This is a genomic window from Paenibacillus sp. FSL R7-0210, assembly GCF_038009085.1.
Lineage (GTDB): Bacteria > Bacillota > Bacilli > Paenibacillales > Paenibacillaceae > Paenibacillus_AQ > Paenibacillus_AQ silagei.
Genome location: NZ_JBBPAR010000001.1, coordinates 6574089 through 6588812 on the forward strand (window position 1 = coordinate 6574089; position 14724 = coordinate 6588812).

At 43.6% G+C, this 14724-nt stretch carries 16 protein-coding genes; 14 read left to right on the top strand and 2 right to left on the bottom strand.

Annotation, left to right across the window (positions count from 1 at the left end):
* Positions 1-33: 33 nt before the first annotated feature.
* Both MKY64_RS27850 and MKY64_RS27855 read left to right on the top strand, forming a co-directional pair.
* Positions 34-1029 carry a helix-turn-helix transcriptional regulator gene (locus tag MKY64_RS27850; protein ID WP_340957007.1) on the top strand — a complete coding sequence of 332 codons (996 nt, stop codon included), beginning with the start codon at positions 34-36 and terminating at the stop codon, positions 1027-1029.
* A 9-nt stretch (positions 1030-1038) separates the two neighbouring features.
* On the top strand, positions 1039-1347 hold the full coding sequence (locus MKY64_RS27855; RefSeq protein WP_036723008.1) for a putative quinol monooxygenase: 309 nt from the start codon (positions 1039-1041) through the stop codon (positions 1345-1347).
* A gap of 391 nt (positions 1348-1738) precedes the next feature.
* On the opposite strand, the gene MKY64_RS27860 is transcribed toward MKY64_RS27855, so the two are convergent.
* Positions 1739-2377: a serine hydrolase domain-containing protein gene (locus tag MKY64_RS27860; protein ID WP_162174665.1), complete on the bottom strand. Its 639-nt coding sequence runs from the start codon at positions 2375-2377 to the stop codon at positions 1739-1741.
* A gap of 31 nt (positions 2378-2408) precedes the next feature.
* Here MKY64_RS27860 and MKY64_RS27865 point away from each other — a divergent pair, with 31 nt between their 5' ends.
* The 10 genes from MKY64_RS27865 (at position 2409) to tnpB (ending at position 11658) form a co-directional block, all read left to right on the top strand.
* Positions 2409-2993 carry a sigma-70 family RNA polymerase sigma factor gene (locus MKY64_RS27865; protein WP_036723007.1) on the top strand — a complete coding sequence of 195 codons (585 nt, stop codon included), beginning with the start codon at positions 2409-2411 and terminating at the stop codon, positions 2991-2993.
* Entirely contained in the window at positions 2983-3744 is a 762-nt protein-coding gene (locus MKY64_RS27870) for a DUF3600 domain-containing protein (RefSeq protein ID WP_036723006.1), read from the top strand. Before MKY64_RS27865 ends, MKY64_RS27870 begins: the two co-directional genes overlap by 11 nt.
* Positions 3745-3855: 111 nt before the next feature.
* Positions 3856-4620, top strand: coding sequence for a helix-turn-helix domain-containing protein (locus MKY64_RS27875; RefSeq protein WP_036723004.1), 765 nt, complete (start codon positions 3856-3858; stop codon positions 4618-4620).
* Positions 4621-4649: 29 nt separating this feature from the next.
* Positions 4650-5348 (top strand): transglutaminase-like domain-containing protein, encoded by a 699-nt coding sequence (locus MKY64_RS27880; RefSeq protein ID WP_036723003.1) that lies wholly within the window; start codon positions 4650-4652, stop codon positions 5346-5348.
* Between the two features lie 115 nt (positions 5349-5463).
* Entirely contained in the window at positions 5464-6885 is a 1422-nt protein-coding gene (locus tag MKY64_RS27885; protein ID WP_235191784.1) for a spore germination protein, read from the top strand.
* The gene (locus MKY64_RS27890) at positions 6882-7997 is read left to right on the top strand and encodes a GerAB/ArcD/ProY family transporter (protein ID WP_036723001.1); all 1116 of its coding nucleotides are present in this window, start codon (positions 6882-6884) and stop codon (positions 7995-7997) included. The genes MKY64_RS27885 and MKY64_RS27890 overlap by 4 nt, the downstream gene beginning before the upstream one ends.
* Positions 7998-7999: 2 nt before the next feature.
* Entirely contained in the window at positions 8000-9106 is a 1107-nt protein-coding gene (locus MKY64_RS27895) for a Ger(x)C family spore germination protein (RefSeq protein WP_036722999.1), read from the top strand.
* A complete protein-coding gene (locus tag MKY64_RS27900) occupies positions 9087-9488 on the top strand; it encodes an NAD-binding protein (RefSeq protein ID WP_235191782.1) in 402 nt (133 codons plus the stop codon). Before MKY64_RS27895 ends, MKY64_RS27900 begins: the two co-directional genes overlap by 20 nt.
* A gap of 688 nt (positions 9489-10176) precedes the next feature.
* The gene (gene tnpA / locus MKY64_RS27910; protein WP_036722998.1) at positions 10177-10578 is read left to right on the top strand and encodes an IS200/IS605 family transposase; all 402 of its coding nucleotides are present in this window, start codon (positions 10177-10179) and stop codon (positions 10576-10578) included.
* A 6-nt stretch (positions 10579-10584) separates the two neighbouring features.
* Positions 10585-11658, top strand: coding sequence for an IS200/IS605 family element RNA-guided endonuclease TnpB (gene tnpB / locus MKY64_RS27915; protein WP_036722997.1), 1074 nt, complete (start codon positions 10585-10587; stop codon positions 11656-11658).
* Between the two features lie 139 nt (positions 11659-11797).
* Here the strand turns inward: tnpB and MKY64_RS27920 are convergent, their stop codons facing one another.
* Positions 11798-12268, bottom strand: coding sequence for a pyridoxamine 5'-phosphate oxidase family protein (locus tag MKY64_RS27920; protein ID WP_340957020.1), 471 nt, complete (start codon positions 12266-12268; stop codon positions 11798-11800).
* Positions 12269-12694: 426 nt separating this feature from the next.
* On the opposite strand from MKY64_RS27920, the gene MKY64_RS27925 reads away from it, so the two are divergent.
* The gene (locus MKY64_RS27925; protein WP_051477825.1) at positions 12695-13198 is read left to right on the top strand and encodes an EVE domain-containing protein; all 504 of its coding nucleotides are present in this window, start codon (positions 12695-12697) and stop codon (positions 13196-13198) included.
* Between the two features lie 676 nt (positions 13199-13874).
* Positions 13875-14624 carry a class I SAM-dependent methyltransferase gene (locus MKY64_RS27930; RefSeq protein ID WP_036722994.1) on the top strand — a complete coding sequence of 250 codons (750 nt, stop codon included), beginning with the start codon at positions 13875-13877 and terminating at the stop codon, positions 14622-14624.
* Positions 14625-14724: the final 100 nt, after the last annotated feature.

Sequence of the window (14724 nt, forward strand, 5' to 3'; positions counted from 1 at the left end):
ATGAAATAAATGGTCTAGGGAGTGAAGAACGGTTTGTCAAAAGCAGATAATATGCTGTCCATCCTATGGTTGCTTCGTTCGGGAAAGCGGGTGACGGCAGAGCAGCTTGCAGACGAATTGGAGATTCATGTTCGCACCGTATACCGGTGCATTGATTCACTGTGTGCGAGCGGAGCCCCGATTATTGCCGATTCCGGTCCGAACGGCGGTTACTGGCTTCTCGGTGATTTCGTCGATGCTCCGCTGCTCTTCGATTCCGAAGAGCAGAAGGCACTCGTACATGCATCCGTCTTCGCACGGGAAGCGGGCTATCCGTTCACGGATGCGCTCTCTCGAGCGGTCGATAAGCTGAAGCGATACACGAATGAAGAGCAACTTGAGTGGATTAATAGACATAGCAGCGGGCTTGCCGTCATCCAGACACCCACGGACGCGAGAGAACTTGAATTGCTCAAACGGTTAGAGGAGGCCACAGCCCGGGGAGAGTCGCTGAACATGGACTATGCCAAAGGACCGGAGCTTACTCCCAGCCATCGGGTCCTCGACCCCTACGGCATCGTGCATTGGAAAGGGATATGGTACGTTGCAGGGTTTTGCCGGCTGCGGCAAGAGATCCGAAGCTTCCGGGTGGATTGCATCGTCCGCTTGGCGGCGGGGGATACCCGCTTCGAACGTCCGGCTGCCTTTTCCGCGAGGGATTTCCTCTTGCATTCTTTATTTCCGGATTCGCTCGAAGCCGAGACGCTAGTCATCGTAAGGATTCAGGGACACGAACACGCGCTTAACGAGCTGTGTAAGCATTGGCTGTTTGGTCATGCGCTGATCGAACGCAGGCAGCCCGGCGAAGCTCTTTTTAAGCTAGGAGAACCGTCGCTGCGGACATATGTTCCATACTTTCTTCTTCCGTACGGGAAGTCTCTCAAGATACTTGAGCCGCAAATACTAATCGACCGAATGGCTGGGGTCAGCCTCGAAATGTTTAAATACTACGAAGCGATGCAAATAAAATCAGAGGATAAGAAGGGATGAGGAGTAGATATGAACAAATTTGCGATGTACGGAAAATTGACGGCCAGCCCCGGGAAACGGGATGAACTCGTTTCATTACTGCTGGAAGCTTCTCGTAGCTTGAAGGATATGGTGGGCTGTGAGCTCTATATTATCAATGAATCCGAAGACGACCCCGATACGATCTGGGTTACTGAGCTGTGGAGCAATGCCGAGGCTCATGCCGACTCTCTTAAGAACGAAGACGTGCTGGCCGTCATTCAACGCGCCCGTCCTTTAATCGCAGGCGTAGAACCGGTTCGACTTCGCCCCGTTGGCGGCAAGGGGTTAGACGTATAAAGAGGCTGAATTCAGCCTCAACCCTTGCCGTTACAGACAGCGCGGTGAACCGTATCATAAGTAGTGGTAAAACGACTAGTGGAATTTATCATTAATTCAAAGTACACGATAAGACTTTGTCTCCAAATGCCTTAATATCCTCCAAGTAGTCGTACCCTGGCGGATTTGGGCCTACTTGGTTATACATTCTAACCGCGACTATCCGATGTTCAGGAATAATCAAACAGGCACAGCCAGTTAGGCCTAGCATTTGGTAAGATCCGGGTGGGACGGTGTTTCCTATTTCAGAAATAGCTCTAGGCTTATCCTGAATCCACCAAGCGAAGCCATTCCTAGGCAATGTATCATCAAGATTTGCTGGGCTCTGATTAGTTGTAGCTTGTTCTATAACCTATTTCGGAACAATTTGTTGTCCATTAACGAGTCCACGGTTCAGGTGAAGGTAACCCCAAAAAGCCAATTCACGGGCACTTACAAAAAGATTGGCGTCTCCCCCTTGGTCATCAGCATATTCTTCATTTAACCATACTAAATTGGCTTCTCTATTCTTACACCAGCCTGTCTCAATGAATTTGCAAGGTTTAAAAACATATTGTTGAAGGACCTCTGACAGGGGCGCTTCAAATAACTTTCGTATTAATCTAATGAGCATATTGATCCCTATATTGTTATATTTCCAATTCGTTCCCGGCGGAAAAAGTTTTTCATGGTTATTTTTGAGCCCGTGAGTATGCGTTAATAAATGTCTTACTCTCACCCCCTTTACAGCAGCTAGGTTTAGATCCTCTAAGTAATCTGAAATATAATCATCAATGCTTGAGAGCTTATTTTGGTATAAGGCCAAGCTGATCGCAAAGCCAATATATGACTTTCTTACTGAAGCAACATTAAACCGGGTTGACGGCATTACAGATTGTATCTTTGAATGATACTCATATGAGCCAAAGTAGCTTTCATTAACAATACTGTCATTATGGATGATAAATGTAGCGGCTGAAAAAAATCGAACGAAATATTCTCTATTGACCAATATATAGTGTAAGTCCGAAGGAGGGGGAAGGATGGAGCATCCAAAAGATTACTCTCAGCTCATTATACTTACGCTAGCCGGAAGTAGTGAAGCTTTCAATGAGCTATATGAGGCTACGATCAAGGATGTATATCAAACCGTGCATTTCCTCGTTCGCCAAAAATCCGAGGTGGATGATATTGTTCAGGAGATTTATATTCAAATGCGCAGATCCCTTGAACAATTTGACGTCAGTCGTCCCTTTAGACCTTGGCTTATGGGGATAGCAATGCGGCAGATTCATGCCTATCGAAGAAAGAGGTGGACGCAGCTCAGAATTCTCAAAAAGGCAGAGCAGGTCAACTTGGGAATGAAACCTGAATTCACAAGTGAGGTTGTGGATGGGATTTCCAATAAATCCTTACTTGCCAGTGTAGAAAGTCTCCCATATAAGCTGAAGCAGGTGATCATTCTACATTATTTAAATGAATTATCACAGGAAGAAAGTGCCGCGATCCTGGGTATCCCTCTCGGTACCGTGAAATCCCGTATTCATGCTGCACTACGCAAGTTACGTCACAAGCCAGAGAATCAATCCCTTTATAAGGGAAAGGTGGAGGATCTGCATGAATTTTAATGAAAAGTTACGAATAGTCCTGCAGGAAGAGGCAAGAAATATAAAAGCGCCACCGGAACTGAAGGAAAAAATACTAAATCAGATCATAACCGTACAAGGGGGAAGACGAATGAAAAGGAAGTGGCTCGTGGCAGTTGTTTTGGCAGCTACATTAATCATTCCAACTGGAGCTTTTGCTGGCTATCATTATTTGGCAGATGGTGTATATGGTTCTAGAGAAGCAGCAGCTACCATTGGAGTGACCCAGCAAAAATATGAGGAGTTCGAGACCAAACTGCAAAGTATGAAGCACGTTTTTAGCGAGAAAGAAATGACCAGCGCGATGTTACTATTGAAGGAATTGGGCAGTTACAATCTGTTAGCGACAGATGCCGCGGGCGTTTTTCACTTGGAACAGCTTGATCCAGAAGAACAGAAGGCATATAAGAAATTACAGACGGAGCTTGAACCCTATTTCAATAAATTGAACGAAATGGAAGTCCCCAAGGCAAGGGCATCTGATGTAGATCGGGTTGCCTTCTGGGATAACTTGCTTGAAAAAGCTGAACAGAAGCTTACTAAACAGGAGTTTAGGGAGATTAAACCAATAATCGTTGAGCTGCAAGGCTATGATGCCAAGGCAACTGATTCTGATGGAAGTGTCCATATGGACCGGCTTTCCACTGAAGAGATACAGAATCAAGAAAAGTTATTGAAGGCGCTCACCCCTTATGTTAATAAGCTGGACTTAATGATAAAATCAGGATCTTAGCACTTATGTTTCGATCACAGTGATTTAGAATGCTCGCAAATTGAGATATAACGTTTATAGATCGGGTACCTTCGTAATTTTATAAGGAAATAAGCCTGGAGTGATTAGAACATGATGAATTTATATGGAGCGGAGCATCACTTGATGGTGGTGTCTGATTCGATTGATGCGGAAGAGCACCGGCATTCTTTTTTACAGGTGACGATCTCATTAACGGGCGAATTTGACATTGAGGTGGCGGGGCAAAGCTTGAGTTGTCCAGGCATCATTATTAATTCGAACGTCGTTCATCGGTTAAAAGAGGCAGGACACCCGTTGATGCTCCTTCTGATCGACAGCACCTCTGAGCTGGCTGCGAGCTTTAAGCGGGTTCTGGAGGGGCAGAAGTACCATGTGTTTACGCAAGGAATGATGAACAGCATCCGCGAATTTGTGCAAGAAGAGTATGCCGGCGTTAAGGACCCGGACAGCTATCGTTCTTTTCTGGGACAACTCCTGATGCTATTGGGCGTACAGCAGATGAACACCGCTATTGTTGATCCGAGGATAAAAGAGTTTATTCAGCTCATCAAAGATTGCACCGACTCCGAACACTCCGTCAGTCAATACGCCCGGCAGTTAGGTTTGTCCAACAGCAGATTGTCGCATCTTTTCAAAGAAAATACGGGCATTTCCCTTAGCGGATACATGGTGCTGCACAAGCTGCAAAAGGCAACCTACTTCATTTTTGGAGGGCTCACCATTACGGATGCGGCGATGGCTGCAGGGTTTGACAGTCCGTCCCATTTCGCTGCCACCAGCAAGCAGTTGTTGGGTATGACGGCGAAGGATATCCGTAAAGATAGCGTCTTTTTAAAAGTTTCCAGCCTTCATTAACCGTAAAATGGGTGCAGGAGGTGTGTTCCATGAGTGCATACTTGAAGGAAACTGAATTGCTGAACTATTCTCACTCATTGATCCGGCAAATTGTTCACAGCCGCCAGTGGGATTCGATGTCCAGGAAGGACCAAATTCTCGGCATCTATAACTACGTCCGTGATGAAATCCGGTTCGGCTATAACCGGGCGGATGATATTCCGGCATCGGAAGTATTGCAGGATGGCTACGGTCAGTGTAATACAAAGGGTGTGCTGTTTATGGCGTTGTTAAGGGCTGTGGGCGTGCCTTGCCGTATGCATGGATTTGCCATTGACAAGAAGCTGCAAAAGGGGGCAATGAAAGGGTGGTATTACAAATTGTCCCCCCGGGAGATTATTCATAGCTGGGTTGAAGTGCTATATGAAGGCAAGTGGTTGAACATCGAAGGGTTTATACTGGATATTCCCTATTTGACCAAGCTTCAGCAGAAATTTGAACAGTGTACGGGTTCATTTTGCGGGTATGGCGTTGCCACCGATAATTTTCAAAAGCCGGATATCTATTGGAACGAAAATGATACCTACGTGCAAAAAGAAGGAATTGTGCAGGATTTCGGGATCTACGACAGCCCCGATGCCTTCTTCAGTGGTCATCCGCAAGGGCTCAGCCCGTTCAAGAAAATAATCTATAGCAGGGTGGTCCGGCATCTGATGAACCGGAACGTCGATCACATCAGGCAGGGGTAGCATGGCGAGAGTTCATACTAAGTAATATCAGATGACCATAATGTAGTTTAACTTTTGAGATTAAAGGGCAAGATACAACCGCAGGATTCAGAATTCTTTAATGAAGGAGAAGACTATGGTTGAAACATGGCTTGATGAATTAAAACAGAAATTAAACCAGATGGATGATGCCGAAATTGTTGAGCTCAGAATGGGCCCCAGTGCGTCAGTCCATCTTTTATACATAAAAACGTTAATCGATTCAGAGCGTTTAAACGAGACAATTATTCAGCCGCTTCAGCGTTCTGCTTGCAGTTCGCTTTCTTCATGCATAACCAATGCCAAAGTTTCGGAAGTTCTATCTGTCGAAGATGCTGAGCAAAAGATAATGCAAGGATGTATTCTTCTAAACGATTCCGTCAACGATCAGTGGTTAGGCGTCCAACTGGAAAACCCTCTTGGCCGGGCAGTTGAACCTTCCCAAACGGAAACCGTTATATATGGAGCGAAAGACAGCTTCAGTGAACAACTCGATAAAAACATTACAATGTTGCGCAGACGTTTGCCTATAACGACATTAAAAACGGAAAGCTTTACTATCGGTTCACTGAGTAAAACGAAAGTTGTGTTAATGTACATAGACGGATTAACTAATCCAGAATTTGTTATTCTTGCAAGAAAGAAAATTGAAAGTGTGGATTTTGATCAATTTTTAGACTCCTCTCAGCTTGCAGCTTTTATTGAAGATCATAACCATACGGTCTTTCCGCAGTTTCTACAAACGGATCGGCCGGATGCCTGTGCCTACGCCTTAGGTGAGGGAAAGCTGACGCTATTGGTTGCCAATTCACCGTTTGCTTTAATTGCTCCCATTACTTTTTTCCATCTGCTCCAATCTCCGGAAGACTACTTCCTTCGTTGGCCGGTAGCCAGTTTTTTACGTTTAATCCGGTACGGAAGTTTTATTGTTTCTTTGACGATGATCCCTTTTTATGTTGCGTTAACGACATTTCATTACCAAATGGTTCCGCTGCCGCTTCTTTACGTATTATTGGAATCGAGAAGCAAATTGCCATTTACTCCGTTTGCGGAAGGATTTTTCATGATCATAACGCTGGAAATCATCAAAGAAGCAAGTTTGCGGATGCCGACCAAAACCAGTCAAACATTGGGGGTTATCGGTGGTATCGTCATTGGACAAGCTGCAGTAGAAGCAGGCTTTGCAAGTAAAGTACTGATCGTGTTGATGGGCATATCCGCTATTGCTTTCTTTTTAGTTCCCAATTATCAAGTGACAAAATCAATGGTGCTGCTGCAAATTCTTCTTCTTATTCTTGCATCGTTTCTTGGGTTGCCGGGAATCGTGATCGGGCTAATCGGGATTCTTGCACATCTTCATGCATTAACGTCATTAGGTCAACCTTATTTAGCACCGATCGCTCCATTTTATGGGAAGGATTGGAATGACCTCTTTATCCGCGGCCCATTAATTTGGATGAAAACGCGTCCGAAATATCTAAAACCGCTACGGAAATGGCGACAGGAGATGAAGAAGTGAAAAGTATATCCTTATTTAATCGAACTTCCACTCTTGGCGGTATCTATTTCCTTCTCTTAGTGAATCGCATGCAAATGCATTATTTTATTTTGATCATGCCGGTTTATTTGGTTCATCCGTATATGGTTTGGGGAATTGTCGTGATGGGCCTACTGTCCCAGCTTAACTTGATGATGATGTCCAAATGGTTTACTTCCAGTTATGCAGCGAAAGGCTATCAAGGATTTTTACAGCTTTTCGGGAAACGGACAGTTCAAGTTTTTGCATTACTTGGATTTTTGATAATTTTGTTGAAAATTTCAATCGTCACTCTGGGATACGTTGAAATGCTTCATAATTTTATTTTTCCATCTATGGATAAAAGATGGCTGATCTTAATCATTCTTTTGATCAGCTTATATGTGGCTTCACATGGAATGGAGAATACATTGCGTTTTGTCGTCATCGCCTTTCTTTGCGGGGCTTGGATCTCAGTTATGTTTATTCCTTTTTTCTTTCAACCGGATGCAAATTACCGCGATTTGTATCCTCTCATACCCACCGAATGGTCAGGACAATCATGGCAAAGTTTGTTGTTTATTTGGTCGGCATTTTCCAGTCCGGTATATTTGGTTTTTATGGTTCCATGGTTAAGCTCCAAAAAAAAAATATCGAAATACCTGGTCATTGGAAATATGATGTCGATCATGGAATATGTATTATTGTTCGTTGCTTCGGTATTGTTTTACGGTTCGTACTACTTACGCAAGATCGATTTTCCGATAGGATATATGGGAAGCTACATTCAAACGAACGGTTTAGAACGAATCGATTACATCCTTATCTCGTTCCATATGTTTAATTATGTGTTTGACATTTCAATTCTTCTATTATGTTTTTATGGAGCCGGAAGAATCTTTATGAGAAAAATGAAAGAACGCACGACTCGGTTCGGATTATTATCGAGCTGGTTCGTCATTTTGATAAGCATCATCTTAATGGATCAGTGGTTATGGCAAACGGTTCCGGGTCAAAAGATGTTACTGAACCTTCAAATCTGGATCGGCTCATGCATTTATTTACTTATTCCTACGATCCTTTTCATTGCAGTTAAACGAAAGGAGAGTATGTAGGCATGGTACCATACAAGCACTATGGTTTATTGGCGATTGTAAGCCTTATGTGGATGGCCGGCTGTTCTTCTCCATATGTTGAGAACAATAAGATCGAAGAGATTGCTCCGGTAGTTTTCTGGTCGATTGACAAGGGGACGGAAGGAAAGTTGAAAATCAGCACTTTAGTACCACCGCTCATCCAAGAAAAAAAACGTCTTCTCTCCAAGGAAGTCAATCTGTTAAAGCAGGGAGACCAGAAGTTTAATTTGATTTATTACCGGGAATTAAAGCAGGGGCAGCTGCGAATGTTATTAATTAATGAGGAGCTGGCAAAAAAGGGAGGCATTGAAAAGCTGATCAATACCATACTGGTTGATCCCGATATTTCAATGCGTGTCTATTTGTTGATTGTCAGAGGTGATTTTGATGAATACATAAAAAATCAATTGACGAAGCAAGACAACCAAGATTATTTTCTGTATCGGATGTTAAAGCATTACGAGGAGCATAATCAAGGTGAAATGAGCATCGTCAATATTCATAAATTTATGAAGAAGGTATATTCCCCTTTTAAGGATCCGATCCTGCCGGTTTTTCATTCGGATAAGAACAATTTCGATTACGTAGGAACCGCCCTCTTCCAAAACGATAAAGAAGTAATGGTCATTCAAGACGTGGACGATAATATTTTTCAACTTCTGGATAACAATCATTTCCTAAAAGTCTTGGCCATTCCAAAGTTATCAATCAGTTTAGGACGTATTCGATCCAACGTTCGCATGAAACTATCAAGGGACTATTCATCCTTGTCTTTACATGTCGGATTGAAAGGAAGAATTGAGGAATACCAGGGAGAATTGAATATTCAAAGTGAGGAACAATTGGAACATTTAATCCATGAAATTGAGGTCTACCTTGAGGAACAAACGTCAGATTTATTAAAAAGAATGCAACGTTGGAAAGTCGATCCCTTAGAGGTCGGAACCCATTCGCTTAAGGCGTTTTCTAAAGAAATAACAGATGAGCAATGGATGAAGCATTGGGAAAATATGAAGATTAATGTTGACTACGACATTAAAGTACATCCTTTGATTAATGGAGCGGTTGATGTGTTTCAAAACAAGTAAATCGAGTACATCCCGGAATCCGATTAAAGGGATCTTCGACTTCGGCGAGGAAGCCGGTTCGGCTGTAATGGTCAAACTGATCGGCAACTTCCTTATTGTCTCCGCCGCACGCTCCATGGAAGAAGCACTAGGAATAGCTGAGCGCAGCGGTGTTGATCCCATTGCGGCGGTAAATATGCTTACCAGCACACTGTTTACCGCCCCAATCTATCAAAGCTACGGCAAAATGATTGCCGAAAAGTCAGCATCCGTATCCGCAAGCAAAATTCCGCAGAAGGATGTCGGTCTGTTGCTGTCAGAGGCGCAAAGCGTGCAATTTCCGGCTCCGCTTGCCAGTCTGTTGCTGGATATGCTGGAGAACGGAGATCAGGGCAGAGCCTAAAGCTGAGTCGCTCGGATTCATAAATGCGCCACAGCCCAAACCTCTACCCACTGTTCCGGAAAGGCCAGGTAAGTCACCCCAATCATGCTCCCGTACTTTATGCTTAGATACATTACGGTGAACAACGCGTGAGAATGGCATCTAAATTGGGTTCCTCAATGTTCTTTGGGGCGCGAGATACGCGGAGTACGTCTTCGGCCAGGCAAGGGGTTGATTCCCGCATGTTCAGGCTGAAGCCGGTGTCTGCGTGATTTGATGAATTCCCCCAATGCGGATGAAAAGTCATGGTTCTCCATACAGGCGCTGCCTCCTCTAGCGTTCCATCTTTACTGTGATATACATAGAGTATACCCGCTCAAGTAAGGGCAATGATAAGGAAAGTTTCATCAATAAACAACGGGTGTAGCTACTCTTTTACCATCCGAGAAAGTGGGCAATACAAAAGTTCATAAAATTAATTTCGACATGGGGAGAGTACCTGAAGGTATAACAAAAATAGATGTAACTCTGACAGAGGATAGTAGCACGGGATTTTCGAATGTAAAGAATTTAACCCTCAGTTGACAGAATTCTCCCATCTTCTTTAAGTGGGGGATGAATGGAAACGGTCTAATCTACATGGATTCTAACCGCCTAAGATGCTATAATAAAAGTATTCAGTCGTATCTTGGAAAGGTCAGTGAAATCAATGAAATTAGATTCGAATAACCATTCAGTGTTCTCCCTTCACTTTCACCTTATTCTAGTCATCCAGTATCGTAGGAAAGTCATTACAGATCCCATATCCGAACGTCTGAAAGAGATATTTGCATCCATTCAGACTACTTACAATGTGACTTTGCAGGAATGGAATCATGACAGGGATCACGTTCAGATCCTAATGAAAACTCATCCTAATACCGACATTTCTAAATTTCTCAACGCTTATAAGAGTGCATCATCCAGGCTGATCAAGAAGGAGTTTCCTACCCTCCGAACATCACTTTGGAAAGAGGCTTTTTGGTCACGCTCCTATTGCTTGCTTACAACGGGTGAAGCGCCAATAGACGTCATTCAAAAATACATCGAAAACCAAGGGGTGAAAGGGTGATCGCCATTGCTGAAAGCCTACAAATACCGTATCTATCCAAGCCATGCGCAACAACACTACTTCGCTAAAGTGTTCGGATGCGTTCGCTTCATCTACAACAGAATGCTTGCAGATAAAATTGAACATTACAAGCAAACGGAAACGATGCTGAGGAATACACCCGCACAATACAAAAAGGAATTCGACTGGCTGAAAGAAGTCGATAGCCTTGCCTTAGCGAATACCCAACTGAATTTAGACAAGGCTTATAAGAATTTTTTTCGGGATAAGAAAACGGGATTTCCTAAATTCAAGAGCAAGAAGACGAATAATCATAGCTTCACAACGAATAACCAAAATGGAACAGTGGCTATAGAGGATGGATATCTCAAGATTCCAAAGCTGAAAACTGGCATTAAAATCAAGCTGCACCGCCCATTCGTGGGGCTGATCAAATCATGCACAATTTCAAAAACACCAACGGGAAAGTATTATGCTTCCGTATTGGTTGAAACGGATATCGTCCAGTTGCCCAAAATACATACGAAGATTGGCGTTGATCTTGGGCTGAAAGACTTTGCTATGACTTCAAATGGCGAAATCATATCCAATCCTAAATACTTGCGTACGTCTGAAAAGCGATTAGCGAAGCTGCAAAAGGATGTATCGCGGAAGAAGAAGGGAAGCCATAACCGTCATAAGGCTAGGCTGAAAGCTGCCAAGCTACATGAAAAAATAGCGAATCAGCGTAAAGACTTCTTGCATAAAACGTCTGCCAAAATGATAAACGAAAACCAAGTTATCGTGATGGAAGACTTACGTGTAAAGAATATGATGCAGAATCACAAACTTGCAAAAGCGATTAGCGAGGTATCTTGGAGTATGTTCCGTTCGATGCTTGAATATAAGGCTCAATGGTATGGCAGAGAACTTATTATTGCCCCTAAGCACTATGCAAGCAGTCAGCTTTGCTCCTGTTGCGGTTATAAGAACGCAGAGGTGAAGAATCTCGCCTTGCGAGAGTGGACTTGTCCAGAATGTAACGTGCATCATGATCGCGATGTAAACGCTGCTCAAAACCTACTGAAACTAGCCATGTGATATTGCAATGATTGGGCTAGGGACTAGCCTTTGAGCTTGGGTAAACTTGGAGCAGTAGCTTCATTGACCAAGAAGCCGCCACCTCTTAGGTGGATGGTAGTTCACCAGCAGAGATATGTACCGAAAATACGATTATTCTTTAATTTGCCGTCTTATTGACAAAATCAATCTCATTTCTGATCCCTTTATGGGCGTCATTCCACAGGCCCTTGGTCAGGCGGATGCGCAGCAGGCATGTGTTAGGGTCCTCATCGTTATTGGCTTCGTTATACCAATCGGCGAATATTGTGCGCAGCTTGGTCATCATCCCGGCGTTTTTCTCGTCACATACCCAGCCCAGGTTTTCACCGATACCATCTGCCGTAAAGTTCTCGACGATGATACATACGGCGACTTCGGGGTTTTGGGCGATCTGCTGCATCTTGCCTGAGGTCGCGTAAGTGACGGTGTAGAACGCGCCGTCCTCATAATAGGCATCCACAATGCGGGCGGCGGGACGGCTTGTGCCATTGGCCCCCGGTTCCAGCGTGATGGTGGACAAAGAGATTAGGCCGTCCTTGTTCCCCACTTGTTCTTCCAGCAGCTTCATGGCTTCGTCGTATTTGCTCATTATATTCCCTCCCATAGTGCCATAAGGCATATTAACAAGTTTATCATTGTAAAGTCTTAGAGCATGTGAAGAATAATACGATAAAAAAATTAAATCGCCGCTTGAAGTTAATTTGGTTCAGCTGTTTTCATATCAGAATGAAGAGTTTTTGGTCACCTCAGCAGAGAGCGATATTCAGGATATCGTAAGTATGCTAATGCGGAGAAATCTTAAAATTTCCATAATCTTCTTTGCAGAGGCAGTTTTATGCATTTATCTGTCTTGGTACAATTTCGAACTCGCTAGGCTGTAAACTAACGGGATACGATATTTTAATAATAAGGAAGTTCTGTTTGAAAGCCTCACTAAAACGCTACTGACAAACCGCTGTCAGTAGCGTTTTAGTATACTGGATTCAGCTTAAGTAAAAAGGAGTTGCGTTCGGCAATGGATACGAAAGAAACGTTGCGTAAATTCGAGGATACGGAAAATGGAAGTCCTTCATATTGGATAGGGGTCGTCTCAGCGAACCACGCGCAGGGGGGCGTTAGTGGCGGCTTTGCCCAGATGTGTCACGGTAAAGCAGCGCCGTTACGCAGGATGCAGCCTGGGGATTGGCTTGTGTATTATTCTCCCCGCATGGAGATAGGAGAAGGCGAGCCGCTGCAAGCGTTCACCGCCATTGGCCGGGTTATGGACGACCGTGTATACGAATATGCGATGTCCGCGACGTTCGTACCTTACCGCAGGAATATTGCATATGTTCCCTGCCAGGAGGCGAGAATCAAGGGCTTACTTGATCGGTTGGCCTTCACACGCGGCCAGCGGAATTGGGGCTACCCCTTCCGTACCGGCCACTTCGGGATAAGCCGTGAAGATTTCTTGATTATCGCGGAAGCAATGCATGTGGCCATCCCAGTGGTGATAACTGGTATGTATCAGCAGCAATAGATCATTTAATGATATCTCTGAGTCAAACTCTGTCTGATATTCAGGATATAGTAGGCATGCTAATTAGAAACAAAAGCGCAAGCCATTGGTTTGTGCTATTTGCCGTAGCTTAAGTGTAGTTCATATTTTATGATTAATGGTGCTGAATTTGAGCGGTTATTGAAGTAGGAGGTAAGGATAATTTATGACTGAATGATTAGCTCCAGCAGGAAAAATGGATGTATATGGCAGGGCTCCTTTGATGTTTACCAAATATTGTCCGATGAAAAAATGAATCAATGCAGAATTTGCAAAACGAAGAACTAGGAGTTAAAAGATGAGCACGGAACGTTCCCTATTGTTTCCCATGATGATTGCACAATTGCACAACGACTCTCCTTAATGGGAAGACGCTTAATCTTTTAGAGGATGGTTGCAGGATGGCTACGGCCAGTGTAATACAAAAGGTACTGTCGTAAATTCCGAAATCCTGAACGATTCCTTCTTTTTGCACGTTGGTATCATTTTCGTTCCACTATAAATCCTTCAACATTCTACCATTTATCTTCATATAGCATTTCAACCCAGCTATGAATGATCTCCTGGTAGGGTGGTTCGGCATCTGATGAACCGGAACGTCGATCACATAAGGCAGGGGTAATAGATGCACTAAAGAAGACCAATAGGAGGGGAAGTCATGCAAGATCAAAAAGAAATGCTTGAGATCAACAAAGCAGGATGGGATGAAGTAGCTGATCAATATTTTGGAATACATGCTTTGCCGCAATATGGGCCATATGCACCTACAGAGGATGAATTGCATCTTCTAGGTGATGTTACTGGCAAGACAGTACTTGAGATAGGCTGTGGCAGTGGACACTCGCTCTTGTACATGGCAAGCAGAGGCGCAGGGGATATCTGGGGAATTGATTTATCGACGACTCAGGTTAATTACGCTAAGGAACTGCTCCAGGAGAACAGATTGACCGGGAACATACAACAAATGTCTATGGAAAACATAGATGACTTGCCCAGTGAATATTTTGATATCGTATTCTCTGTTTATGCATTAGGCTGGACAGTCGATATGGCACGGACAATATCTAACATCTACAAAAGACTAAAAAACGGCGGGGTATTGTTATTTAGTTGGGAACATCCCATACAAAGCAGACTGATGTATGAGGATGACAAAATAACCTATACTCAATCCTATCATTCCGAAGGACCTTATAAGGTAACTTGGCGTGGAGTACCCGTGATCATGCACCATCGAAAAGTCAGCACAATATTAAATGAACTTTCAAATGCTGGCTTTTTTATAGAACGGGTAATTGAAGAATCACGAGTTCCTGAGACAGACGAAAGTTCACCGACTACATGGTATTCGGGGATGAAGGCACGTTTAAGTCCTCCAACCATTATCATCAAATGTATAAAGAAATAAGCTAACTATTTCAATTTTATATCAATTCAATCAACTGAATGTGAATCCATCCAAAAGTGAAATATACCCCTTTTTAGGTATGTATGTGTGGACTGGAATG

Excerpts from the sequence above, each read along its gene's own strand:
- MKY64_RS27885 (WP_235191784.1), top strand. The coding sequence starts at position 5,464 with ATGGTTGAAACATGGCTTGATGAATTAAAACAGAAATTAAACCAGATG.
- MKY64_RS27925 (WP_051477825.1), top strand. The coding sequence starts at position 12,695 with ATGGATACGAAAGAAACGTTGCGTAAATTCGAGGATACGGAAAATGGA.
- MKY64_RS27895 (WP_036722999.1), top strand. The coding sequence starts at position 8,000 with ATGGTACCATACAAGCACTATGGTTTATTGGCGATTGTAAGCCTTATG.
- tnpA (WP_036722998.1), top strand. The coding sequence starts at position 10,177 with ATGAAATTAGATTCGAATAACCATTCAGTGTTCTCCCTTCACTTTCAC.
- MKY64_RS27855 (WP_036723008.1), top strand. The coding sequence starts at position 1,039 with ATGAACAAATTTGCGATGTACGGAAAATTGACGGCCAGCCCCGGGAAA.
- MKY64_RS27900 (WP_235191782.1), top strand. The coding sequence starts at position 9,087 with ATGTGTTTCAAAACAAGTAAATCGAGTACATCCCGGAATCCGATTAAA.
- MKY64_RS27875 (WP_036723004.1), top strand. The coding sequence starts at position 3,856 with ATGATGAATTTATATGGAGCGGAGCATCACTTGATGGTGGTGTCTGAT.
- MKY64_RS27870 (WP_036723006.1), top strand. The coding sequence starts at position 2,983 with ATGAATTTTAATGAAAAGTTACGAATAGTCCTGCAGGAAGAGGCAAGA.
- MKY64_RS27920 (WP_340957020.1), bottom strand. The coding sequence starts at position 12,268 with ATGAGCAAATACGACGAAGCCATGAAGCTGCTGGAAGAACAAGTGGGG.
- MKY64_RS27930 (WP_036722994.1), top strand. The coding sequence starts at position 13,875 with ATGCAAGATCAAAAAGAAATGCTTGAGATCAACAAAGCAGGATGGGAT.
- MKY64_RS27880 (WP_036723003.1), top strand. The coding sequence starts at position 4,650 with ATGAGTGCATACTTGAAGGAAACTGAATTGCTGAACTATTCTCACTCA.
- MKY64_RS27865 (WP_036723007.1), top strand. The coding sequence starts at position 2,409 with ATGGAGCATCCAAAAGATTACTCTCAGCTCATTATACTTACGCTAGCC.